Source organism: Streptomyces griseorubiginosus, from assembly GCF_001514195.1.
GTDB lineage: Bacteria > Actinomycetota > Actinomycetes > Streptomycetales > Streptomycetaceae > Streptomyces > Streptomyces griseorubiginosus.
In genome coordinates this window covers 122501-145369 of sequence record NZ_KQ948734.1, presented here as the reverse complement: position 1 = coordinate 145369, position 22869 = coordinate 122501, and the positions used below count along the sequence as shown (strand labels likewise).

19 protein-coding genes are annotated in these 22869 nt (G+C 69.6%); 3 read left to right on the top strand and 16 right to left on the bottom strand.

The genetic code is table 11. From position 1 onward, the window contains the following. Positions 1 to 56: 56 nt before the first annotated feature. Complete coding sequence (recQ, locus tag AQJ54_RS00710; RefSeq protein WP_062232815.1) at positions 57 to 2126, bottom strand: DNA helicase RecQ; 2070 nt, start codon at positions 2124 to 2126, stop codon at positions 57 to 59. A 307-nt stretch (positions 2127 to 2433) separates the two neighbouring features. Here recQ and AQJ54_RS00705 point away from each other — a divergent pair, with 307 nt between their 5' ends. Next, complete coding sequence (locus AQJ54_RS00705; RefSeq protein ID WP_062232812.1) at positions 2434 to 2991, top strand: hypothetical protein; 558 nt, start codon at positions 2434 to 2436, stop codon at positions 2989 to 2991. Between the two features lie 63 nt (positions 2992 to 3054). On the opposite strand, the gene nuoN is transcribed toward AQJ54_RS00705, so the two are convergent. The 14 genes from nuoN to AQJ54_RS00635 are packed head-to-tail and all read right to left on the bottom strand — an operon-like array spanning position 3055 to position 19081. Continuing rightward, positions 3055 to 4704, bottom strand: coding sequence for an NADH-quinone oxidoreductase subunit NuoN (gene nuoN / locus AQJ54_RS00700; protein ID WP_062232809.1), 1650 nt, complete (start codon positions 4702 to 4704; stop codon positions 3055 to 3057). After that, positions 4701 to 6272, bottom strand: coding sequence for an NADH-quinone oxidoreductase subunit M (locus AQJ54_RS00695; RefSeq protein ID WP_062023252.1), 1572 nt, complete (start codon positions 6270 to 6272; stop codon positions 4701 to 4703). Before AQJ54_RS00695 ends, nuoN begins: the two co-directional genes overlap by 4 nt. A 5-nt stretch (positions 6273 to 6277) precedes the next feature. After that, a complete protein-coding gene (gene nuoL / locus AQJ54_RS00690) occupies positions 6278 to 8242 on the bottom strand; it encodes an NADH-quinone oxidoreductase subunit L (protein WP_062232807.1) in 1965 nt (654 codons plus the stop codon). A gap of 14 nt (positions 8243 to 8256) precedes the next feature. Next, positions 8257 to 8556 (bottom strand): NADH-quinone oxidoreductase subunit NuoK, encoded by a 300-nt coding sequence (gene nuoK, locus AQJ54_RS00685; RefSeq protein ID WP_003974374.1) that lies wholly within the window; start codon positions 8554 to 8556, stop codon positions 8257 to 8259. Continuing rightward, a complete protein-coding gene (locus tag AQJ54_RS00680) occupies positions 8553 to 9395 on the bottom strand; it encodes an NADH-quinone oxidoreductase subunit J (protein WP_062023249.1) in 843 nt (280 codons plus the stop codon). Before AQJ54_RS00680 ends, nuoK begins: the two co-directional genes overlap by 4 nt. After that, positions 9392 to 10033, bottom strand: a complete 642-nt coding sequence (gene nuoI / locus AQJ54_RS00675; protein WP_062023247.1) for an NADH-quinone oxidoreductase subunit NuoI — start codon at positions 10031 to 10033, stop codon at positions 9392 to 9394. Before nuoI ends, AQJ54_RS00680 begins: the two co-directional genes overlap by 4 nt. Continuing rightward, entirely contained in the window at positions 10026 to 11393 is a 1368-nt protein-coding gene (gene nuoH, locus AQJ54_RS00670; protein ID WP_062232805.1) for an NADH-quinone oxidoreductase subunit NuoH, read from the bottom strand. Before nuoH ends, nuoI begins: the two co-directional genes overlap by 8 nt. After that, complete coding sequence (locus AQJ54_RS00665) at positions 11390 to 13894, bottom strand: NADH-quinone oxidoreductase subunit G (RefSeq protein WP_062232803.1); 2505 nt, start codon at positions 13892 to 13894, stop codon at positions 11390 to 11392. Before AQJ54_RS00665 ends, nuoH begins: the two co-directional genes overlap by 4 nt. Beyond that, the gene (gene nuoF, locus AQJ54_RS00660; RefSeq protein WP_211278480.1) at positions 13891 to 15240 is read right to left on the bottom strand and encodes an NADH-quinone oxidoreductase subunit NuoF; all 1350 of its coding nucleotides are present in this window, start codon (positions 15238 to 15240) and stop codon (positions 13891 to 13893) included. Before nuoF ends, AQJ54_RS00665 begins: the two co-directional genes overlap by 4 nt. Continuing rightward, on the bottom strand, positions 15237 to 16097 hold the full coding sequence (gene nuoE / locus AQJ54_RS00655) for an NADH-quinone oxidoreductase subunit NuoE (protein WP_062023241.1): 861 nt from the start codon (positions 16095 to 16097) through the stop codon (positions 15237 to 15239). The genes nuoF and nuoE overlap by 4 nt, the downstream gene beginning before the upstream one ends. Beyond that, the gene (locus AQJ54_RS00650; protein WP_062232799.1) at positions 16094 to 17416 is read right to left on the bottom strand and encodes an NADH-quinone oxidoreductase subunit D; all 1323 of its coding nucleotides are present in this window, start codon (positions 17414 to 17416) and stop codon (positions 16094 to 16096) included. The genes nuoE and AQJ54_RS00650 overlap by 4 nt, the downstream gene beginning before the upstream one ends. Beyond that, positions 17413 to 18156 (bottom strand): NADH-quinone oxidoreductase subunit C, encoded by a 744-nt coding sequence (locus AQJ54_RS00645; RefSeq protein WP_062023237.1) that lies wholly within the window; start codon positions 18154 to 18156, stop codon positions 17413 to 17415. Before AQJ54_RS00645 ends, AQJ54_RS00650 begins: the two co-directional genes overlap by 4 nt. Then, the gene (locus AQJ54_RS00640) at positions 18153 to 18707 is read right to left on the bottom strand and encodes a NuoB/complex I 20 kDa subunit family protein (protein ID WP_007383964.1); all 555 of its coding nucleotides are present in this window, start codon (positions 18705 to 18707) and stop codon (positions 18153 to 18155) included. Before AQJ54_RS00640 ends, AQJ54_RS00645 begins: the two co-directional genes overlap by 4 nt. Positions 18708 to 18721: 14 nt before the next feature. Then, positions 18722 to 19081, bottom strand: coding sequence for an NADH-quinone oxidoreductase subunit A (locus tag AQJ54_RS00635; protein WP_007383963.1), 360 nt, complete (start codon positions 19079 to 19081; stop codon positions 18722 to 18724). Between the two features lie 733 nt (positions 19082 to 19814). Here AQJ54_RS00635 and AQJ54_RS00630 point away from each other — a divergent pair. Both AQJ54_RS00630 and def read left to right on the top strand, forming a co-directional pair. Beyond that, complete coding sequence (locus AQJ54_RS00630; protein WP_062232797.1) at positions 19815 to 20621, top strand: C40 family peptidase; 807 nt, start codon at positions 19815 to 19817, stop codon at positions 20619 to 20621. A 187-nt stretch (positions 20622 to 20808) separates the two neighbouring features. After that, complete coding sequence (def, locus tag AQJ54_RS00625) at positions 20809 to 21456, top strand: peptide deformylase (protein ID WP_062232796.1); 648 nt, start codon at positions 20809 to 20811, stop codon at positions 21454 to 21456. 43 nt (positions 21457 to 21499) lie between these two features. Here the strand turns inward: def and AQJ54_RS00620 are convergent, their stop codons facing one another. Further along, positions 21500 to 22786, bottom strand: a complete 1287-nt coding sequence (locus AQJ54_RS00620) for a geranylgeranyl reductase family protein (protein WP_030322084.1) — start codon at positions 22784 to 22786, stop codon at positions 21500 to 21502. Positions 22787 to 22869: the final 83 nt, after the last annotated feature.

Below are 22869 nucleotides of genomic sequence, written 5' to 3'. Positions count from 1 at the left end.
GCCGACGCGCGCTGCCAGGCCTCACGCCGGAGTCCTGCGACGGCACGTCGAGTCGGCTACATCCAGTCGTCCTCGGGCTCCGGGGCCGCGTCCATCTCGGGCCAGTGGTCGGCTCCGGGGTCCGGGTCCGGGTCCGGGCCCGTAGCCCGGCCCGGTGCCTGCGAAGCGTGGCCGGTGTCGGCCGTCCCCGCGCCGACCGCCCCACCGTCGGCCGTCCCGCCACCCCCGGTCCCGCCGTCCGCCAGTCCGGCGAGGACCTCGATCACGCCCTCCCCGTACGTCGCCAGCTTCTTCTCGCCGACGCCACCGACGGAACCGAGCTGTGTCACGGACGTGGGCCACGCCGTGACGATCTCCCTGAGCGTGGCGTCGTGGAAGATGACGTACGCCGGGACGCCCTGCTCCCGTGCCTGCTCGGCGCGCCAGGCCCGCAGCGCCTCGAACGCGGGGACCAGCGCCTCGGGCAGTTCGGCCACCGCGGCCTTGGCCCTGCCCCGGCCGGACGAGGTATTCGACTTGGCGGTCGCGGGCTTCTTCGGTTCCTTGCGCAGCGGCACCTCCCGCTCGCGCCGCAGCACCGTCCCGCTGGCCTCGGTCAGCACCAGCGTGCCGTAGTCCCCCTCGACCGCGAGGAGTCCCTGGGCGAGCAACTGCCGTACGACGCCCCGCCATTCGCCCTCGGTGAGTTCCTCTCCGATGCCGAACACGGACAGCTGGTCGTGGTCGAACTGGATGACCTTGCCGGTGCGTTTGCCGAGCAGGATGTCGACGATCTGCACCGCGCCGAACTTCTGTCCCCTCTCCCGCTGGAGCCGCACCACCGTGGACAGCACCTTCTGGGCGGCGACCGTGCCGTCCCAGGTCTCGGGCGGGGTCAGGCAGGTGTCGCAGTTGCCGCAGCCCGTCGGCTCGGGCTCCTGGCCGAAGTAGTTGAGGAGCTGACCGCGCCGGCACTGAGAGGTCTCGCACAGCGCGAGCATGGATTCCAGGTGGGCGGCGGCCCGGCGCCGGAACGCCTCGTCGCCCTCGCTGGACTGGATCATCTTGCGCTGCTGTATGACGTCGTTGAGGCCGTAGGCCATCCAGGCGGTGGAGGCTAGGCCGTCACGGCCGGCGCGGCCGGTCTCCTGGTAGTAGCCCTCGACGGACTTGGGCAGGTCGAGGTGGGCGACGAAACGGACGTCCGGCTTGTCGATGCCCATGCCGAAGGCGATGGTCGCCACCACCACCAGGCCGTCCTCGCGCAGGAAGCGGGACTGGTGGGCGGCGCGGGTGCCCGCGTCGAGGCCCGCGTGGTAGGGGACCGCCTCGATGCCGTTGCGTGAGAGGAACTCGGCGGTGGCCTCCACCGACTTGCGGGAGAGGCAGTACACGATGCCCGCGTCGCCCGCGTGTTCCTCCCGGAGGAAGGCCAGCAGCTGCTTCTTGGGGTCGCTCTTGGGCACGATCCGGTACTGGATGTTGGGCCGGTCGAAGCTGGCCACGAAGTGCCGGGCCGTCGGCATGTCCAGTCGCTGGGTGATCTCCTCGTGGGTGGCCCGGGTGGCCGTCGCGGTGAGGGCGATCCGGGGGACGTCGGGCCAGCGCTGCCCGAGCACCGACAGGGTCAGGTAGTCGGGCCGGAAGTCGTGGCCCCACTGGGAGACGCAGTGGGCCTCGTCGATGGCGAAGACGGCGATCTTGCCGCGGGACAGGAGATCCTGGGTGGCGTCGAGGCGCAGCCGCTCCGGGGCCAGGTAGAGCAGGTCGAGTTCGCCGGCGAGGAACTCGGCCTCGACCACGCGCCGCTCGTCGAAGTCCTGCGTGGAGTTCATGAACCCGGCGCGCACGCCGAGTGCCCTGAGGGCGTCGACCTGGTCCTGCATCAGGGCGATGAGCGGTGAGACGACGATGCCCGTGCCGGGTCTGACCAGGGAGGGGATCTGGTAGCAGAGCGACTTGCCGCCGCCGGTCGGCATGAGGACGACGGCGTCCCCGCCGGCCACCACATGCTCGATGATCTCTTCCTGTTCGCCGCGGAAGGCGTCGTATCCGAAGACCCGGTGGAGCGTGGCCAAGGCCTCGCTGTCGCTGTCGCTGTCGGCCGGTGTCCCGGTGATCCCTGGCATCTCGCTGATCCCGCCCATCGCGCCTGTCGCGCCCATCGTCCCGTCCCCCGTACGTCGTCCCTCGACCACTGCTTCCACGATAGGGGTCCGCACCGACACCGCCGGAGTTATCCACAGGCCGGCCCCGTGGCGGTTCGCCGGCGGACCAAGGTCATTCGTTCGGCCGCTGTCACATGGCGCACTCGTTCGAGGCGAGGAGATGCTGCTGGGGCGGGCCGGTGCGGTCCGTCCCTCCCGGCCGACGGCGTGTCCCGCGTGTGCGTGTCTCCCCGTCCCGCACTGCTCACGCGCGTCCCGTACTGCTCACGCGTTCAAGGAGAACCTCATGGCCCCTCGGCCCCTGAAGGCAGCCCTCACCCTCGCGGCCGCCGCGGCCCTCTCGCTGTCCGCCGTCCCGGCCCAGGCGGCCGACCCGGCCCCGTCGGTCTGGACGGACCTGACCCCCACGTACACGGCCACCGGCGCGTACGGCTATGCGCCGCTCGCCGTCGCCGACGGCTTCGTGCCCTCGCCCTGTGTGCCCGGCATGGGCTACCACTACGTCAACGCGGACAACGTCGGGGAGACCGACCCGGAGCGGCCCGCGGCGCTTCTGTACGACGACGGTCCGCACGGGCGCCGGCTGCTGGGGGTGGAGTGGATCGTGCCCGCGGGGTCCGGGGTGACCAGGCCGACGATGTTCGGCCAGGAGTTCCAGGGACCGGCCGATGTGCCCGGCGTGGGTTCCAGTTACACCTTGCACGCCTGGATCTACCGGACGAACCCCAGCGGGCTCTTCAACCCGACGGACCCCGATGTGACGTGTGCTCCGGCGTCGGCCCCGAGCACGGCACCCGAGCCCAGCTGGCTCGCCGACATCGACTGGACCGATCTGGTCACCTGAGCGCGCGCAAAGGGCCCGGCTCCCTTGGAGAGAACCGGGCCCCTCGCCCGAGAACGCCGCCGGTCAGCGCACGAACACTCCCGCCTGGTTGGCCAGGTCCAGGAAGTACTGCGGTGCCACACCCAGGACGAGCGTGACCGCGACGCCGACCGCGATCGCCGTCATCGTCAGCGGTGACGGCACGGCGACCGTCGGCCCCTCCGGCCGGGGCTCGCTGAAGAACATCAGCACGATCACGCGGATGTAGAAGAACGCGGCGATCGCGGACGAGATCACACCGACGACGACCAGCGGGGCCGCCCCGCCCTCGGCCGCCGCCTTGAACACGGCGAACTTCCCGGCGAAGCCGCTGGTCAGCGGGATGCCGGCGAAGGCCAGCAGGAACACCGCGAACACGGCCGCCACCAGCGGGGACCGCCGGCCCAGTCCCGCCCACTTGGACAGGTGGGTGGCCTCGCCCCCGGCGTCGCGGACCAGGGTGACGACCGCGAAGGCGCCGATCGTCACGAAGGAGTACGCGGCCAGGTAGAAGAGGACGGACGACACCCCGTCCGGCGTGGTCGCGATGACACCCGCGAGGATGAATCCGGCGTGCGCGATCGACGAGTACGCCAGCAGGCGCTTGATGTCGGTCTGGGTGATCGCGACGATGGCGCCGCCGAGCATGGTGACGATCGCGACGGCCCACATGACGGGCCGCCAGTCCCAGCGCAGGCCCGGCAGCACGACGTAGAGGATCCTCAGCAGCGCGCCGAAGGCGGCCACCTTGGTCGCCGCCGCCATGAAGCCGGTGACCGGGGTGGGCGCGCCCTGGTAGACGTCCGGGGTCCACATGTGGAACGGGACGGCGCCGACCTTGAACAGCAGGCCCATGACGATCATCGCGGCGCCGATCAGCAGGAGCGCGTCGTTGCCCATGGTGTCGGCGAGCGCCGGGTCCACGGTGGCGACGGTGCCGTCGACGACGCGCGCGATGGTGCCGTAGGACACCGAGCCCGCGTAGCCGTAGAGCAGGGCGATGCCGAAGAGGGTGAACGCGGAGGCGAACGCGCCGAGCAGGAAGTACTTGACCGCGGCCTCCTGCGACATGAGCCGCTTGCGGCGGGCCAGGGCGCACAGCAGGTACAGCGGCAGCGAGAAGACCTCCAGGGCCACGAACAGCGTCAGCAGGTCGTTGGCCGCCGGGAAGATCAGCATGCCGGCGATCGCGAAGAGCAGCAGCGGGAACACCTCGGTGGTGGTGAACCCGGCCTTGACGGCGGACTTCTCGCTGTCGCTGCCCGGCACGGACGCGGCCTGGGCGGCGAAGGAGTCGACCCTGCTGCCGTGCGTCTCGGGGTCGAGGCGCCGCTCGGCGAAGGTGAACAGGCCGACGAGGCCCGCCAGCAGGATCGTGCCCTGGAGGAACAGGGCCGGTCCGTCGACGGCGATCGCGCCCATGGCGGCGATGCCGGCCTTGGTGGTGGCGTATCCGTCGGCGGCGAGCGCCACGACCGCCGCGAAGGCGGCGCACAGCGCTACGACGGACACGAACAGCTGGGCGTAGTAACGGGACTTGCGCGGGACGAAGGCCTCGACCAGCACTCCGATGATCGCCGCGCCCACGACGATCAGGGTGGGCGACAATTGCCCGTATTCGATCTTCGGCGCGTCGATCTTCGAGATCGGGTCGGCCGCGGTTGTCCACAGGCTGTGGACGGCTACTGCGCTCACTTGGCCGCCTCCACCTCGGGCTTGGGGTCCTTCTTGTGTACGTCGGACATGGTCGACTTCACCGCCGGGTTCACGATGTCCGTGACCGGCTTCGGGTAGACGCCCAGGAAGATCAGCAGGACGACCAGGGGGGCGACCACCACGAGCTCACGCATCCGCAGGTCGGGCATCGCGGAGACCTCCGGCTTCACCGGGCCCGTCATCGTCCGCTGGTAGAGGACGAGGGTGTAGAGCGCGGCGAGCACGATGCCGAAGGTGGCGATGATGCCGATCACCGGGTAGCGCGCGAACGTGCCGACCAGGACCAGGAACTCACTGACGAAGGGCGCGAGCCCGGGCAGGGAGAGAGTGGCGAGGCCGCCGATCAGGAAGGTGCCGGCGAGCACCGGGGCGACCTTCTGGACACCGCCGTAGTCGGCGATGAGCCGCGAGCCGCGCCGCGAGATCAGGAAGCCGGCCACCAGCATCAGCGCGGCCGTCGAGATCCCGTGGTTGACCATGTAGAGCGTGGCGCCGGACTGGCCCTGGCTGGTCATCGCGAAGATGCCCATGATGATGAAGCCGAAGTGGGAGATCGACGCGTACGCCACCAGGCGCTTGATGTCCCGCTGGCCGACCGCGAGCAGCGCCCCGTAGACGATGCTGATCAGCGCGAGGACGAGGATCGCGGGTGTGGCCCACTTGCTGGCCTCCGGGAAGAGCTGGAGGCAGAAGCGGAGCATCGCGAAGGTGCCCACCTTGTCGACGACCGCGGTGATGAGGACGGCGACCGGGGCGGTGGCCTCCCCCATCGCGTTGGGCAGCCAGGTGTGCAGGGGCCACAGGGGCGCCTTCACCGCGAAGGCGAAGAAGAACCCGAGGAACAGCCAGCGTTCGGTGTTGGTCGCCATGTCGAGCGTGCCGTTGGCGCGCGCTTCGGCGATCTCCTGGAGGCTGAAGTTCCCGGCGACCACGTAGAGGCCGATCACCGCGGCCAGCATGATCAGCCCGCCGACCAGGTTGTAGAGGAGGAACTTCACGGCGGCGTACGAGCGTTGGGCCGCCGCGTTCTCGTCCGAGCCCGCGTGGGCGCGGTCCCCGAAGCCGCCGATGAGGAAGTACATCGGGATCAGCATGGCTTCGAAGAAGATGTAGAAGAGGAAGACGTCGGTGGCCTCGAAGGAGATGATCACCATCGCCTCGACGGCCAGGATCAGGGCGAAGAAGCCCTGCGTCGGCCGCCACCGCCTGCTTCCGGTCTCCAGCGGGTCGGCGTCGTGCCAGCCCGCCAGGATGATGAACGGGATCAGCAGCGCGGTCAGCGCGAGCAGCGCGACCCCGATGCCGTCCACGCCGAGTTCGTAGCGGACCCCGAAGTCCGCGATCCAGGCGTGGGATTCGGTGAGTTGGTAGCGGGCGCCGTCCGGGTCGAAGCGGACCAGGACGGTGATCGCGAGGGCGAGGGTGGCGAGCGAGACGAGCAGCGCCAGCCACTTGGCGGCGGTGCGTCGCGCGGCCGGCACGGCGGCCGTGGCGATGGCCCCGACCGCCGGGAGCACCGCCGTCGCTGTCAGCAGAGGAAAGGACATCGGTATCAGACCGCCCTCATCAGCAGGGTCGCGGCGACGAGGATGGCCGCACCGCCGAACATCGAGACCGCGTACGACCGCGCGAAGCCGTTCTGGAGCTTGCGCATCCGCCCGGAGAGGCCGCCGACCGAGGCCGCCGTGCCGTTGACGACTCCGTCGACCAGGGTGTGGTCGACGTAGACCAGGGATCGCGTGAGGTGTTCGCCGCCGCGGACCAGGACGACGTGGTTGAAGTCGTCCTGGAGCAGGTCGCGCCGGGCGGCCCGGGTGAGCAGGGACCCGCGCGGGGCGACGACCGGGACCGGCCGCCTGCCGTACTGGAGCCAGGCGATGGTGACACCGACGACCATCACGGTGACCGTGGCCGCCGTGACGGTGGCCGCGCTGATCGGCGCGTCTCCGTGGCTGTGCCCGGTGACGGGCTCCAGCCAGTGCAGGAAGCGGTCGCCGATGCTGAAGAAGCCGCCCGCGAAGACCGATCCGAAGGCCAGCACGATCATCGGGATCGTCATGGACCTGGGGGACTCGTGCGGGTGGGGCTCGGCGTGTTCGCCGTGGGTCTCCGCGGCCGGTTCGACGCTCGGCTCGGCCGGGGACGGGGTCTCGGACCGGCGCCAGCGCTCCTCGCCGAAGAACGTCATCAGCATCACGCGCGTCATGTAGAAGGCGGTGATGGCCGCGCCCAGCAGGGCGCAGGCGCCGAGGATCCAGCCCTCGGTGCCGCCCTTGGCGAAGGCCGCCTCGATGATCTTGTCCTTGGAGAAGAAGCCGGACAGGCCCGGGAAGCCGATGATGGCGAGATAGCCGAGGCCGAACGTCACGAAGGTGACCGGCATGTACTTCCTGAGGCCGCCGTACTTCCTCATGTCGACCTCGTCGTTCATGCCGTGCATGACCGAACCGGCGCCGAGGAACAGCCCGGCCTTGAAGAAGCCGTGCGTCACCAGGTGCATGATCGCGAAGACGTAGCCGATGGGGCCGAGTCCCGCGGCGAGGACCATGTAGCCGATCTGCGACATGGTCGAGCCGGCCAGCGCCTTCTTGATGTCGTCCTTCGCGCAACCGACGATCGCACCGAACAGGAGCGTGACCGCGCCGACGACGGTGACGACGAGCTGGGCATCCGGCGCGAGGTTGAAGATGTTGGCGGAGCGGACGATGAGGTAGACGCCCGCGGTCACCATGGTCGCCGCGTGGATGAGGGCCGAGACCGGGGTCGGGCCCTCCATCGCGTCCCCGAGCCAGGACTGGAGCGGCACCTGGGCGGACTTGCCGCAGGCGGCGAGCAGCAGCATCAGGGCGATGCCGGTCAGCGTGGCCTCGGAGGCGCCGGTGACGAGTCCGGGCTTCTCGTGGCTGCCGAGGACCGGGCCGAAGGCGAAGGTGCCGAACGTCGTGAACATCAGCATGATCGCGATGGACAGGCCCATGTCGCCGACGCGGTTGACCAGGAAGGCCTTCTTGGCGGCGGTGGCCGCGCTGGGCTTGTGCTGCCAGAAGCCGATCAGCAGGTAGGAGGCGAGACCGACGCCCTCCCAGCCGACGTACAGCAGCAGGTAGTTGTCGGCGAGGACGAGTAGGAGCATCGCCGCGAGGAACAGGTTCAGGTAGCCGAAGAAGCGGCGGCGGCGCTCGTCGTGCTCCATGTACCCGATCGAGTACAGGTGGATGAGGGAGCCGACGCCGGTGATCAGCAGCACGAACGTCATGGACAGCTGGTCCAGGCGGAAGGTGACGTCCGCCTGGAAGCCCTCGACCGGGATCCAGCTCCACAGGTGCTGGGTGAGCGTGCGGTGCTCCGCGTCCTTGCCGAGCAGGTCGGCGAAGAGGATGGCGCCGAAGACGAAGGAGGCGCCGGCGAGCAGGGTGCCGATCCAGTGGCCGACGGCGTCCAGCCGTCGGCCGCCGGTCAGCAGGACCGCCGCTCCGAGCAGGGGCGCCGCGATCAGCAGCGCGATGAGGTTCTCCACGATTCAGCGACCCCTTACAGCTTCATCAGGCTGGCGTCGTCGACCGAGGCCGAGTGGCGGGAACGGAACAGCGACACGATGATCGCGAGCCCGACCACGACCTCCGCGGCGGCGACGACCATCGTGAAGAAGGCGATGATCTGGCCGTCGAGATTGCCGTGCATCCGGGAGAAGGCGACGAACGCGAGGTTGCAGGCGTTGAGCATGAGCTCGATGCACATGAACACGACGATCGCGTTGCGCCTGATCAGGACGCCGGTGGCGCCGATCGTGAACAGCAGGGCGGCGAGGTAGAGGTAGTTGACCGGGTTCACTTCGACGCCTCCCTCTTGAAGGTGGCCGGTTCGATCTCGGTCCGCTCCAGGCGCTCCTCGGCGCGCTGTTCCAGCGCCTTGAGGTCGTTCAGCGCCTCGGTGGACACGTCACGGATCTGGCCGCGGTCGCGCAGGGTCTTGCTGACCGTGAGCTCGGACGGGGTGCCGTCGGGCAGCAGGCCCGCGATGTCCACCGCGTTGTGCCGGGCGTAGACGCCGGGGGCGGGCAGCGGCGGGACGTGCTTGCCCTCGCGCACCCGCTTCTCGGCCAGCTCGCGCTGGGTCAGGGCGCGTTCGGTGCGCTCGCGGTGGGTGAGCACCATGGCGCCGACGGCGGCCGTGATCAGCAGGGCGCCGGTGATCTCGAAGGCGAAGACGTACTTGGTGAAGATGAGGGTCGCAAGGCCCTCGACGTTGCCGCCGGAGTTGGCCTGACCGAGGCCGTTGAACTGGTGGAGGGAGGCGTTGCCGAGGCCGGCGAGGAGCAGGACGCCGAAGCCGACTCCGCACAGCAGGGCCAGCCAGCGCTGGCCCTTGATGGTCTCCTTGAGGGAGTCCGCCGCGGTGACGCCGACGAGCATGACGACGAACAGGAACAGCATCATGATCGCGCCGGTGTAGACGACGATCTGGACGACGCCGAGGAAGTAGGCGCCGTTGGCGAGGTAGAACACCGCCAGGATGATCATGGTGCCGGCGAGACAGAGCGCGCTGTGCACGGCCTTCTTCATGAAGACGGTGCACAGGGCGCCGATCACGGCGACGGTGCCGAGGACCCAGAACTGGAAGGCCTCACCGGTGGAGGTGGTGGAGGCGGCGAGCTGGAGGGGCGCGCTCATCGGCCGATCACCTTCTCCGACGCCGGTTCGTCCGCACCGAAGGTGGAGTCGGCCTCCTGGACCACCTCGCCCTTGGACACGGCGACCTGGGGGACGGTGCCGGGCGCGGCCTCGGTGACCAGGCCGCGGTAGTAGTCCTGCTCGTCCGTGCCGGGGTAGATGGCGTGGGGCGTGTCGACCATGCCCTCTTCGAGGCCGGCGAGCAGCTGCTCCTTGGTGAAGATGAGGTTGGCGCGGCTGCTGTCGGCCAGCTCGAACTCGTTGGTCATCGTCAGCGCGCGCGTGGGGCACGCCTCGATGCACAGGCCGCACAGGATGCAGCGGGCGTAGTTGATCTGGTAGACGCGCCCGTACCGCTCGCCCGGGGAGTAGCGCTCCTCGTCGGTGTTGTCGGCGCCCTCCACGTAGATGGCGTCGGCGGGGCAGGCCCAGGCGCACAGCTCGCAGCCGACGCACTTCTCCAGGCCGTCCGGATGGCGGTTGAGCTGGTGCCGTCCGTGGAACCGGGGAGCGGTGGTCTTCTGCTGCTCCGGGTACTGCTCGGTCAGCCGCTTCTTGAACATGGCCTTGAAGGTCACGCCGAAGCCGGCTACCGGATTCATGAAACCGGGCTTGGTCTCCTTGGGCTCCTCAGCCATCGGACGCCTCCTTTCCCTCCGTAGATCCGCCGTCACTCTGAGTATCGGACCCACCACTGACAATCAGCTCCCGCTCCCGGTGCGGGCGGCGCCTGGGCACCGGCGGCAGCTCCTGTCCGGGCAGCGGCGGTACGGGGAACCCGCCGGCCATCGGGTCGAAGCCGGCCGGTTCCGCTGCGGTCTCGGCGGCCGCCCTGGACTTCTCGCGGAACATGTCGGCGACGAAGGAGAGCAGCAGCAGGACCAGGACCGCGCCGCCGACGTAGAGGGCGATGTCGGCGAAGTCGTAGTTCTCGTTGCGCAGGGTCCGCACGGTCGCGACGAGCATCAGCCAGACCACGGAGACCGGGATGAGGACCTTCCAGCCGAGCTTCATCAGCTGGTCGTAGCGGACGCGGGGGAGCGTGCCGCGCAGCCAGATGAAGAAGAACAGCAGCAGCTGCACCTTGATAACGAACCAGAGCAGCGGCCACCAGCCGTGGTTGGCGCCCTCCCAGAAGGTGCTGATGGGCCAGGGGGCCCGCCAGCCGCCGAGGAAGAGCGTGGTCGTCACGGCGGAGACCGTCACCATGTTCACGTACTCGGCGAGCATGAACATCGCGAACTTGATCGAGGAGTACTCGGTGTTGAAGCCGCCGACCAGGTCGCCCTCGGACTCCGGCATGTCGAAGGGGGCGCGGTTGGTCTCGCCGACCATCGTGATGACGTAGATGACGAAGGAGACCGGCAGCAGGACGATGTACCAGCGGTCCTGCTGGGCCTCGACGATCGCCGAGGTCGACATCGACCCGGAGTAGAGGAACACCGAGGCGAAGGCGGCGCCCATGGCGATCTCGTACGAGATCATCTGGGCGCAGGAGCGCAGGCCGCCCAGGAGCGGGTACGTCGATCCGGAGCTCCAGCCGGCGAGGACGATGCCGTAGATGCCGACCGAGGCGACCGCGAGGACGTAGAGCATCGCGATCGGGAGGTCGGTGAGCTGCATCGCGGTGCGGTGGCCGAAGATCGAGATCTCGTTGCCGGACGGGCCGAAGGGGATCACCGCGATCGCCATGAAGGCCGGGATCGCCGCGACGATCGGCGCGAGGACGTAGACGACCTTGTCCGCGCGCTTGACGATGACGTCTTCCTTCAGCATCAGCTTGATGCCGTCGGCGAGCGACTGGAGCATGCCCCAGGGGCCGTGCCGGTTGGGGCCGATGCGCAGCTGCATCCAGGCGACGACCTTGCGCTCCCACACGATGGAGAACAGCACGGTCACCATCAGGAACGCGAAGCAGAAGACGGCCTTGACGACGACGAGCCACCAGGGGTCGGTGCCGAACATCGAGAGGTCTTCCGCGGCGAGGGACGGGCTCATGCCTCCACCTCCTTGGGGACGTCGGCGGCGAGGGGGGCCGGGCCGATGCGGACGAGGGAACCGGGCACCGCTCCGGCGTCGGAGGCCACTCCCCCGCCGGTGGAGTTCAGCGGGAGCCAGACCACGCGGTCGGGCATCTCGGTGACCTCGAGGGGCAGTTCGACGACTCCGGCGGGTCCGGTCACGGCGAGGAGGTCGCCGTCCTTGACACCCGCCTCGGCGGCCGTCGCGGCCGACACCCGCGCGTGGGCGGCGTGCCGGGTCCCGGCGAGCGCCTCGTCGCCCTGCTGGAGGAGACCCTGGTCGAGCAGCAGCCGGTGTCCGGCCAGCACGGCCTCCCCGGCGGCGGGCCGCGGCAGCTGGGCCCCGGTCTCGAAGGGTTCGGTGGCGCGCGGGCCGTCCCAGGGCCCGAGCCGGTCGATCTCCGCGCGCGTGGTGCGCAGATCCGGCAGGCCCAGGTGGACGTCCATGGCGTCGGCCAGCATCTGGAGCACCCGGGCGTCGGTGGGCGCGAGGCGGCGGGTCATCTGGTCGGGCTTGAGGGCGGCGTCGAAGAAGCGCACCCTGCCCTCCCAGTTGAGGAAGGTGCCGGGCTTCTCGGCGACCGCGGCCACCGGCAGGACGACGTCCGCGTGCTCGGTGACCTCGCCGGGCCGCAGCTCCAGCGACACCACGAAGCCGACCTCCTGGAGCGCTTCACGCGCGCGTGCCGGATCGGGCAGGTCGGCGATCTCGACGCCGGCGACGACCAGCGCCTGGAGCTCGCCGGACAGCGCGGCCTCGACGATCTGACCGGTGTCGCGGCCGTAGCGGTGCGGGAGTTCGGCCACGCCCCAGACGGAGGCGACCTCCTCACGCGCGCGCGGGTCGGTGGCCGGGCGTCCGCCGGGCAGCAGGGAGGGCAGCGCGCCCGCCTCGACGGCACCGCGCTCCCCGGCCCGCCGCGGGATCCACACCAGCTGGGCGCCGGTCGCGGAGGCGGCCCGTACCGCGGCGGTCAGGGCGCCCGGCACAGCGGCGAGGCGTTCGCCGACGACGATCACCGCGCCCTCGGCGCGCAGCGCCTCGGCGGCCCTGCTGCCGTCGTCCGCGAGACCGACCCCGCCGGCCAGCGCGTCCAGCCACTCGGTCTCGGTGCCGGGAGCGGCCGGCAGCAGCGTGCCACCCGCCTTCTCCAGGCCGCGGGTGGCGTGGGTGGCGAGCGAGAACACCTTCTGGCCGTGCTTGCGCCAGGCCTTGCGCAGCCTCAGGAAGACGCCGGGCGCCTCCTCCTCGGCCTCGAACCCGACCAGCAGGACCGCGGGCGCCTTCTCCAGCGTGGTGTACGTGACGCCCGTACCGTCGAGGTCACGGCCGCGGCCGGCGATCCGCGCGGCCAGGAAGTCGGCCTCCTCGCTGCTGTGCACGCGCGCGCGGAAGTCGATGTCGTTGGTGTCGAGCGCCACGCGCGCGAACTTGCTGTACGCGTAGGAGTCCTCGACGGTCAGGCGGCCGCCGGTGAGGACGCCGGCCCGGCCGCGTGAGGCGAGCAGGCCCTGGGCGGCGATCTGGAGCGCCTCCGGCCAGGAGGCCGGCACCAGCTCACCCTCGGGGTTGCGGATCAGCGGGTGCTCCAGCCGGTCGCGCTGCTGCGCGTACCGGAAGGCGAAGCGCCCCTTGTCGCAGATCCACTCCTCGTTGACCTCGGGGTCGTTGGCCGCGAGCTTGCGCATGACCTTGCCGCGCCGGTGGTCGGTGCGGGTGGCGCAGCCGCCGGAGCAGTGCTCGCACACGCTCGGGGACGACACCAGGTCGAAGGGGCGGGAGCGGAACCGGTACGCCGCCGAGGTGAGCGCGCCGACCGGGCAGATCTGGATGGTGTTGCCGGAGAAGTACGACTCGAAGGGGTCGCCCTCGCCGGTGCCGACCTGCTGGAGCGCGCCCCGCTCGATCAGTTCGATCATGGGGTCGCCCGCGACCTGGTTGGAGAAGCGGGTGCAGCGCGCGCACAGCACGCACCGCTCGCGGTCCAGGAGCACCTGGGTGGAGATCGGTACGGGCTTCTCGTAGGTCCGCTTCTTGCCCTCGAACCGGGACTCGGCCTGGCCGTGGGACATGGCCTGGTTCTGCAGGGGGCATTCGCCGCCCTTGTCGCAGACCGGGCAGTCCAGCGGGTGGTTGATGAGGAGCAGCTCCATCACACCGTGCTGGGCCTTCTCGGCGACCGGCGAGGTGAGGTGGGTCTTCACCACCATGCCGTCGGTGCAGGTGATGGTGCAGGAGGCCATCGGCTTGCGCTGGCCCTCGACCTCGACGATGCACTGGCGGCAGGCGCCGGCCGGGTCGAGGAGGGGGTGGTCGCAGAACCGGGGGATCTCGATGCCGAGCTGTTCGGCGGCCCGGATGACCAGGGTGCCCTTGGGCACGCTGATCTCGGCGCCGTCGATGGTCAGCGAGACGAGGTCTTCCGGCGGGACCGCCGCCTCTCCCCCTCCTGAGGGAGCGCTGGTGGTCACGGTCATGCGTTCACCTCCGGGCGGTCGGCCCAGGCCGTGGACTTCGCCGGGTCGAACGGACAGCCCCGGCCGGTGATGTGCTGCTCGTACTCCTCGCGGAAGTACTTGAGGGAGGAGAAGATCGGCGAGGCGGCGCCGTCGCCGAGGGCGCAGAACGACTTGCCGTTGATGTTGTCGGCGATGTCGTTCAGCTTGTCGAGGTCGTTCATCGCGCCCTTGCCGGCCTCGATGTCGCGCAGCAACTGCACGAGCCAGTAGGTGCCTTCCCGGCACGGGGTGCACTTGCCGCAGGACTCGTGGGCGTAGAACTCGGTCCAGCGGGTGACGGCGCGAACCACGCAGGTCGTCTCGTCGAAGCACTGGAGGGCCTTGGTGCCGAGCATGGAACCGGCGGCGCCGACGCCCTCGTAGTCGAGGGGGACGTCGAGGTGCTCGTCGGTGAACATCGGCGTGGAGGAGCCGCCCGGCGTCCAGAACTTCAGCCGGTGACCGGGCCGCATCCCGCCGCTCATCTCGAGCAGCTGGCGCAGCGTGATGCCGAGCGGGGCCTCGTACTGGCCGGGGCTCGCGACGTGGCCGCTGAGCGAGTACAGCGTGAAGCCCGGGGACTTCTCGCTGCCCATCGACCGGAACCATTCCTTGCCCCGCGCCAGAATCGCGGGAACCGACGCGATCGATTCCACGTTGTTCACCACAGTCGGGCACGCGTAGAGGCCCGCGACCGCAGGGAAAGGGGGACGGAGCCGCGGTTGACCACGGCGGCCTTCGAGCGAGTCGAGCAGTGCGGTCTCCTCACCGCAGATGTACGCGCCCGCGCCCGCGTGCACGGTGATGTCGAGATCGAGGCCGCTGCCCAGGATGTCCTGTCCGAGGTAGCCGGCCGCATAGGCCTCGCTCACGGCCGAGTGCAACCGCCGCAGCACGGGGACGACTTCACCCCGCAGATAGATGAAGGCATGCGACGACCTGATGGCGTAACACGCGATGATCATGCCCTCGATGAGGCTGTGCGGGTTCGCGAAGAGGAGCGGGATGTCCTTGCAGGTCCCCGGCTCCGATTCGTCGGCGTTGACAACCAGATAGTGCGGCTTTCCGTCTCCCTGCGGGATGAACTGCCATTTCATCCCGGTGGGGAATCCGGCGCCGCCGCGACCGCGCAGACCGGAGTCCTTGACGTACGCGATCAGGTCGTCCGGCGACATCGCAAGCGCCTTGCGGAGCCCCTCGTAGCCGTCGTGCCTCTTGTAGACGTCCAGCGTCCAGGACTTGTCCTCGTCCCAGAAGGCCGACAGCACGGGTGCGAGCAGCTTCTCGGGGCTGTTGTTCCTGAGTTCGGGTGCCAAGGTCATCACTCCCCCTCCTCGGCGGCGGGCCCGGCCGGGTGGGCCGGGTCGGAGGCCGACGTGTCCTGTGGCGCGTCATGTGAGCTCAAGTGCTCCGACGGGGACGGCTCGTGGACATCCCTGTCCTCAGGGGCGCCCTCGCGCGGATGGACCACGCGAGCCGGTCCGGCCTCTCCCCTGGCCAGGCGGAGGCCCACCAGCGACGCCGGCCCCGCTCCGCCGGTCGCCTCGACGGCTCCGGGCCGCTCGTCTGGGAAGCCCGCGAGGATCCGCGCGGTCTCCTTGAAGGAGCACAGCGGCGCCCCGCGCGTGGGCTCGACCGGGCGCCCCGCGCGCAGGTCGTCGACCATGCGCTTCGCGCTCGCCGGGGTCTGGTTGTCGAAGAACTCCCAGTTGACCATCACCACCGGCGCGAAGTCGCAGGCCGCGTTGCACTCGATGTGCTCCAGGGTGACCTTGCCGTCGTCGGTGGTCTCGCCGTTGCCGACGCCCAGGTGCTCCTGGAGCTCCTGGAAGATCGCGTCGCCGCCCATCACCGCGCACAGGGTGTTGGTGCAGACGCCCACCTGGTAGTCGCCCGAGGGCCTGCGCCGGTACATGGTGTAGAAGGTGGCGACGGCGGTGACCTCGGCCGTGGTCAGCCCGAGGACGTCCGCGCAGAACTGCATCCCGGTCCGCGTGACGTGGCCCTCCTCCGACTGCACGAGGTGCAGCAGCGGCAGCAGGGCCGAGCGGGAGTCCGGGTAGCGGGCGATGATCTCGCGCGCGTCCGTCTCCAGGCGGGCTCGGACGTCGTCCGGGTAAGCGGGTGCGGGCAGTTCGGGCATGCCCAGGCTGACGCCCCGCTCGGAAGAACTGGTGGTCACCGGTCGACGCCTCCCATCACGGGGTCGATGGACGCGACGGCGACGATGACGTCGGCGACCTGGCCGCCCTCGCACATCGCCGCCATGGCCTGAAGGTTGGTGAAGGACGGGTCGCGGAAGTGGACCCGGAAGGGGCGGGTGCCGCCGTCGGACACGGCGTGAACCCCGAGTTCGCCCTTGGGCGACTCGACGGCCGCGTAGGCCTGTCCCGGCGGTACCCGGAAGCCCTCGGTGACCAGCTTGAAGTGGTGGATCAGGGCCTCCATGGAGGTGCCCATGATCTTCTTGATGTGGTCGAGGGAGTTGCCGAGCCCGTCGGGGCCGAGCGCGAGCTGGGCGGGCCAGGCGATCTTCTTGTCGGCGACCATGACCGGTCCCGGCTGGAGCCGGTCCAGGCACTGCTCGACGATCCTGAGCGACTGGCGCATCTCCTCCAGGCGGATCAGGAAGCGGCCGTAGGAGTCGCAGGTGTCGGCGGTCGGGATGTCGAAGTCGTAGGTCTCGTAGCCGCTGTAGGGCTGGGCCTTGCGCAGGTCGTGCGGCAGGCCGGTGGAGCGCAGGATGGGGCCGGTGGCGCCGAGGGCCATGCAGCCGGCGAGGTCCAGGTAGCCGACGTCCTGCATACGGGCCTTGAAGATGGGGTTCCCGGTGGCGAGCTTGTCGTACTCCGGGAGGTTCTTCTTCATCTTCTTCACGAACTCGCGGATGTGGTCCACCGCGCCGGGCGGCAGGTCCTGCGCGAGTCCGCCGGGGCGGATGTACGCGTGGTTCATCCGCAGGCCCGTGATGAGCTCGTAGATGTCGAGAATCATTTCACGATCACGGAATCCGTAGATCATGATCGTGGTGGCGCCGAGTTCCATGCCGCCGGTGGCGATGCACACCAGGTGCGAGGAGAGCCGGTTCAGCTCCATCAGGAGCACCCGGATGATCTCGGCCCGGTCGGGGATCTGGTCCTCGATGCCGAGGAGCTTCTCGACGGCGAGACAGTAGGCGGTCTCGTTGAAGAAGGACGTCAGGTAGTCCATGCGCGTCACGAACGTGGTGCCCTGCGTCCACGTGCGGAACTCGAGGTTCTTCTCGATGCCGGTGTGGAGGTAGCCGATGCCGCAGCGGGCCTCGGTGACCGTCTCGCCGTCGATCTCCAGGATCAGCCGGAGCACCCCGTGGGTGGAGGGGTGCTGCGGGCCCATGTTAAGGACGATGCGCTCGTCGTCGGCACGGGCCGCGGCCTGGACGATCTCGTCCCAGTCGCCGCCGGTGACCGTGTAGACGGTGCCCTCGGTGGTCTCACGAGGAGAGGCGTGGGAAGTGCTCACGAGTACGACCTCCGCTGGTCCGGAGCCGGGATCTGGGCGCCCTTGTACTCGACGGGGATGCCGCCGAGGGGGTAGTCCTTGCGCTGCGGGTGGCCCTGCCAGTCGTCCGGCATCATGATCCGCGTCAGGGCCGGGTGACCGTCGAAGACGATCCCGAAGAAGTCGTAGGTCTCGCGCTCGTGCCAGTCGTTGGTCGGATACACGGAGACCAGGGACGGGATGTGCGGGTCGGCGTCCGGGGCGCTGACCTCCAGGCGGATCAGCCGGTTGTGGGTGATCGAGCGCAGGTGGTAGACGGCGTGCAGCTCGCGGCCCTTGTCGTGGAGGTAGTGGACCCCGCTGACGCCGGTGCACAGCTCGAAGCGCAGGGCCGGGTCGTCGCGCAGGGTCTGCGCGACGCGCAGCAGGTGCTCGCGCTCGATGTGGAAGGTGAGCTCGCCGCGGTCGACGACCGTCTTCTCGATGGCGTTGTCCGGGAGCAGTCCCTGCTCCTCGAGTGCGCCCTCCAGTTCGTCGGCGACCTCGTCGAACCAGCCGCCGTAGGGACGGGTGGCCGCCCCGGGAAGCCTGATGGAGCGGACCAGTCCGCCGTAGCCGGAGGTGTCACCGCCGTTGTTCGCGCCGAACATGCCGCGCTGGACGCGGACCTCCTCGCCGCCGTCACCGCGCTGACCCGGGAGGTTGGAGCCGCTGAGGTCCTTCTCCGGGTTGGCTCCGTTGGTGCCGTTCGCGTCGCTCACCGCAGCAGCCCCTTCATCTCGATCGTGGGCAGGGCCTTGAGCGCCGCCTCCTCCGCCTCACGGGCCGCCTCCTCGGCGTTCACGCCGAGCTTGGAGGACTGGATCTTCTGGTGGAGCTTGAGAATGGCGTCCATCAGCATCTCGGGCCGTGGCGGGCAGCCGGGCAGATAGATGTCGACCGGCACGATGTGGTCGACGCCCTGCACGATCGCGTAGTTGTTGAACATGCCGCCCGAGGAGGCGCAGACCCCCATGGAGATGACCCACTTGGGGTTCGGCATCTGGTCGTAGACCTGCCGGAGCACCGGCGCCATCTTCTGGCTGACCCGGCCGGCGACGATCATGAGGTCGGCCTGGCGGGGTGAGCCGCGGAAGACCTCCATGCCGAAGCGGGCCAGGTCGTAGCGTCCGGCTCCCGTGGTCATCATCTCGATGGCACAGCAGGCCAGGCCGAAGGTGGCCGGGAAGACGGACGCCTTGCGCACCCAGCCCGCGGCCTGCTCGACGGTGGTCAGCAGGAAGCCGCTCGGCAGCTTTTCTTCGAGTCCCATGAGTTAAAGGCCCCTCAGTCCCATTCCAGGCCGCCGCGCCGCCATACGTACGCGTACGCGACGAAGACGGTGAGCACGAAGAGCAGCATCTCCACGAGCCCGAAAACACCCAGGGCGTCGAAGGTGACGGCCCAGGGGTAGAGGAAGACGATCTCGATGTCGAAGACGATGAAGAGCATCGCCGTCAGGTAGTACTTGATGGGGAAGCGCCCGCCGCCGGCCGGCGTGGGGGTCGGCTCGATGCCGCACTCGTAGGCCTCGAGCTTGGCCCGGTTGTACCGCTTCGGACCGATCAGCGTGGCCATGACCACGGAGAAGATCGCAAAGCCTGCCCCGAGGGCTCCCAGTACGAGGATGGGCGCATAGGCGTTCACCGCTCCTCGCTCCTCTCAGTCGGCACTGACTGCTGGCGATGGCATCGGACTCACACCCGTCTCATACGTCCCTCCAACCTCCGCCGTCCCGACGAAGATCGCGAACATGTGAAGCAGGTCACAAGCCCAACTGACCCGCATCCTATGCCCGCCGGTCTGTGATCTGCGACACGGGGTATTGCACAAGCTTTGTGATCTCCACCACCTGATGAAGGATCATGGAGACCGAACGGCGACGATCTTCATACGAGAAGCGCCCGAGTGATCACCAGAAGTGACATTTTCGCTAGTCGATGCAGGTAAGAGAAGGCGTCTCAATATCAAGAGAGTTCCCCTGCATGCAAATTGGTGCTGGACGAGAGCGCTTGGTAGAGGACCGCGTTCACACATCAGGGGGAGCCGCGAGGACGGATGTGGACGCGTGCGCACATTCACGAGCGGTGGCCGACTCAGGACGCAACCGCCGCCGTAACCGTTGCGTGACCTCCGCCACATGCGTGAGGGCCCCTCAGGACCGGGGCTTGGCCAACGGCCTCAACCGATGGTAGATGCGGGTCAATTCGGGCGTAACAGCGAAAGCCCATGATCACAGGCTTGATCACGTGCGTCCGCAATGTCCGTTACGGCGTCAATAAAGAGCCGCCCACCATGAATTCGGGCCGCCGATTGAACAACTGTGGCGCAGCCCACGTTTCTTGAAGGTATGGAGGAGCCCCTGATACCAGTTGGTCTCATGTCCCACACCGCTCACATACGCAGCCACCGGAAACCCCGCCGCAGCGCGACGACTTCGATCGCCGTGCGTGCCGGAGTCGCCGGTGGCGTTCTCAGCATGGCAGCGGCGGGCGCGTCGGCTTCGGCGTTCGCCGCCGAGTCGACGACGCAGACCATCGAACTGCCCACCCTCTCGGCCGACCTGGGCAGCCAGGTCGCCGAGTCCGCCGACGCCATGCAGCAGGCGGCCGCCAACTACCAGCTCCAGGCGGAGCGTGACGCGGCCGCCGCGAGCGCCGCCAAGCAGGCCAAGGCCGACCTCGCCGAGGCCAAGAAGAAGGCGGAGGCCAAGAAGAAGGCCGAGGAGGCCCGCAGGGCCGCCGCCGAGGAAGCCGCCTCACGCAGCTCCGCGCGGGCCACCCTGTCCGCCTCGGCGGGCGCGAGCGTCTCCACGAGCTCGTCCACGGCGACCGGTTCGGCCGCGGCCGTCATCGCCTTCGTGAAGGCGCAGATCGGCGACGCGTACGTCTCCGGCGGCACCGGCCCCAGCTCCTGGGACTGCTCCGGTCTCGTCCAGACGGCCTTCAAGCAGGTGGGCATCGACCTGCCGCGCGTCTCGCAGGACCAGTCGACGGCCGGCACCCAGGTCTCGCTGAGCAACCTTCAGCCGGGCGACATCCTGTACTGGGGCAGCGCGGGCAGCGCGTACCACGTGGCGGTGTACGTCGGCGACGGCATGTTCGTCGGCGCGCAGAACCCCTCGACGGGCGTCGCCGAGAAGCCGCTGTCGTACGACCCGCCGACCGGCGCGGTGCGGGTGCTCTGACACCGGGACACCTGGGACATCGAGTCACAGAACAGCACGAACACACGGAAGGGCCGCAGCCGCTCGGGGGCTGCGGCCCTTCCGTCGTCCTGTCCGGGATCGGAGGCCCTGCCGTCGCCCTGTCCGGGGTTGGATGGGTGCGGGCGGCGCACCTGCGCACCGCCCCTACAGGACAGGAGACTTCACCATGCCCAGTGTGTTCGTACAGGGCCGTCCCACCGACTCGTACCCGCGGCTCGCGCCCGAGGCCCGGCGCAGGCGGGTCCGGCGCATCACGGAGGTCGGCGAGGAGATCCTGCACCGGCCGTGCCGGGACGTGACCGAGTTCGGGCCCGACCTGGCCGCGCTGATCGACGACATGTTCCTCACGATGTACATCGCGGACGGGGCCGGACTCGCGGCCAACCAAGTCGACGTCGACCTGCGGCTGTTCGTGTACGACTGCCCCGACGACGACGGTGTCCGACATGTCGGACACATCGTCAACCCGGTCCTCGACCCGCTCGACCCGTCCGCGCGCAGGCTGGTCGACGACGGCGAGGGCTGCCTGTCCGTGCCGGGTGCCGTGATGGACGTACCGCGTCCGGACCGGGCCGTGGTGCGCGGGTTCGACAGGGACGGCGAGCCGCTCGTGATCGAGGGGACCGGCTACTTCGCGCGCTGCCTGGCGCACGAGACCGACCATGTGAACGGGCACGTGTATGTCGACCGGCTGTCCGGGCGGGACCGCAAGGAGGCGTTGCGGCAGGCGGCGGACCGGCGGGACGAGGTGTTCGCCCGCCGGGCCGCCAACGTGGAGGCGCTGAAGGGCGCTCAGGGCGCCCTGGAGGCCTGAGGGGCACCGGCCTCCAGGGCGGCGCCCGACTCCCGGGCGCGCGTCACGCCTTCGGCGCCACCTTGCTCAGCCCGTTGATGATCCGGTCCATCGCGTCGCCGCCCGTGGGGTCGGTGAGGTTGGCGAGCATCTTCAGGGTGAACTTCATGAGCACCGGGTGGGTCAGCCCGCGCTGGGCCGCGATCTTCATGACCTTCGGGTTGCCGATGAGCTTCACGAAGGCGCGGCCCAGCGTGTAGTAGCCGCCGTAGGTGTCCTTCAGGACGCGCGGGTAGCGCTGGAGGGCCATCTCGCGCCCGGCCGGGGTCGACCGGGCGTGGGCCTGCACGATGACGTCGGCGGCGATCTGGCCGGACTCCATGGCGTAGGCGATGCCCTCGCCGTTGAAGGGGTTCACCAGGCCGCCGGCGTCGCCGACGAGCAGCAGGCCGCGCGTGTAGTGGGGCTGGCGGTTGAAGGCCATGGGCAGGGCGGCCCCGCGGATCGGCCCGGTCATGTTCTCCGGCGTGTAGCCCCAGTCCTCGGGCATGGAGGCGCACCAGGCCTTCAGCACCTCGCGCCAGTCGAGCTCCTTGAAGGAGTCGGAGGTGTTCAGCACGCCGAGGCCGACGTTGGAGGTGCCGTCGCCCATGCCGAAGATCCAGCCGTAGCCGGGCAGCAGCCGGTCCTCGCCGGGTCCGCGCCGGTCCCACAGCTCCAGCCAGGACTCCAGGTAGTCGTCCTCGTGGCGGGGGCTCTCGAAGTACGTCCGTACGGCGACGCCCATCGGGCGGTCCTCGCGGCGGTGCAGGCCCATCGCGAGGGAGAGCCGGGTGGAGTTGCCGTCGGCGGCCACCACCAGGGGCGCGTGGAAGGTGACTTCGCGCTTGTCCTCGCCCAGCTTCGCGTGGACGCCGGTGATACGGCCGGTGCGCTCGTCGGTGATCGGGGCGCCGACGTTGCAGCGCTCGTACAGCCGGGCCCCGGCCTTCTGGGCCTGGCGGGCGAGCTGCTCGTCGAAGTCGTCGCGCTTGCGGACCAGGCCGTAGTCGGGGAAGGAGGCCAGATCAGGCCAGTCCAGCTGGAGCCGCACCCCGCCGCCGATGATCCGCAGGCCCTTGTTGCGCAGCCAGCCGGCCTCCTCGGAGACGTCGATGCCCATGGCGACGAGCTGTTTGACGGCACGCGGGGTCAGGCCGTCGCCGCACACCTTCTCGCGCGGGAACTCGGTCTTCTCCAGCAGGAGCACGTCGAGTCCGGCCTTGGCGAGGTGGTAGGCGGTGGTGGAGCCGGCCGGCCCCGCGCCGACGACGATGACATCGGCGGTGTTTTCGGAGAGCGGCTCAGTCACGACGGGATCTCCCCAAGCTCGGAATCAAGTTCGGAATCCGTGTGCCGAGCGGCACTGGACATGGGCAGTCTATTCAGCAGAAT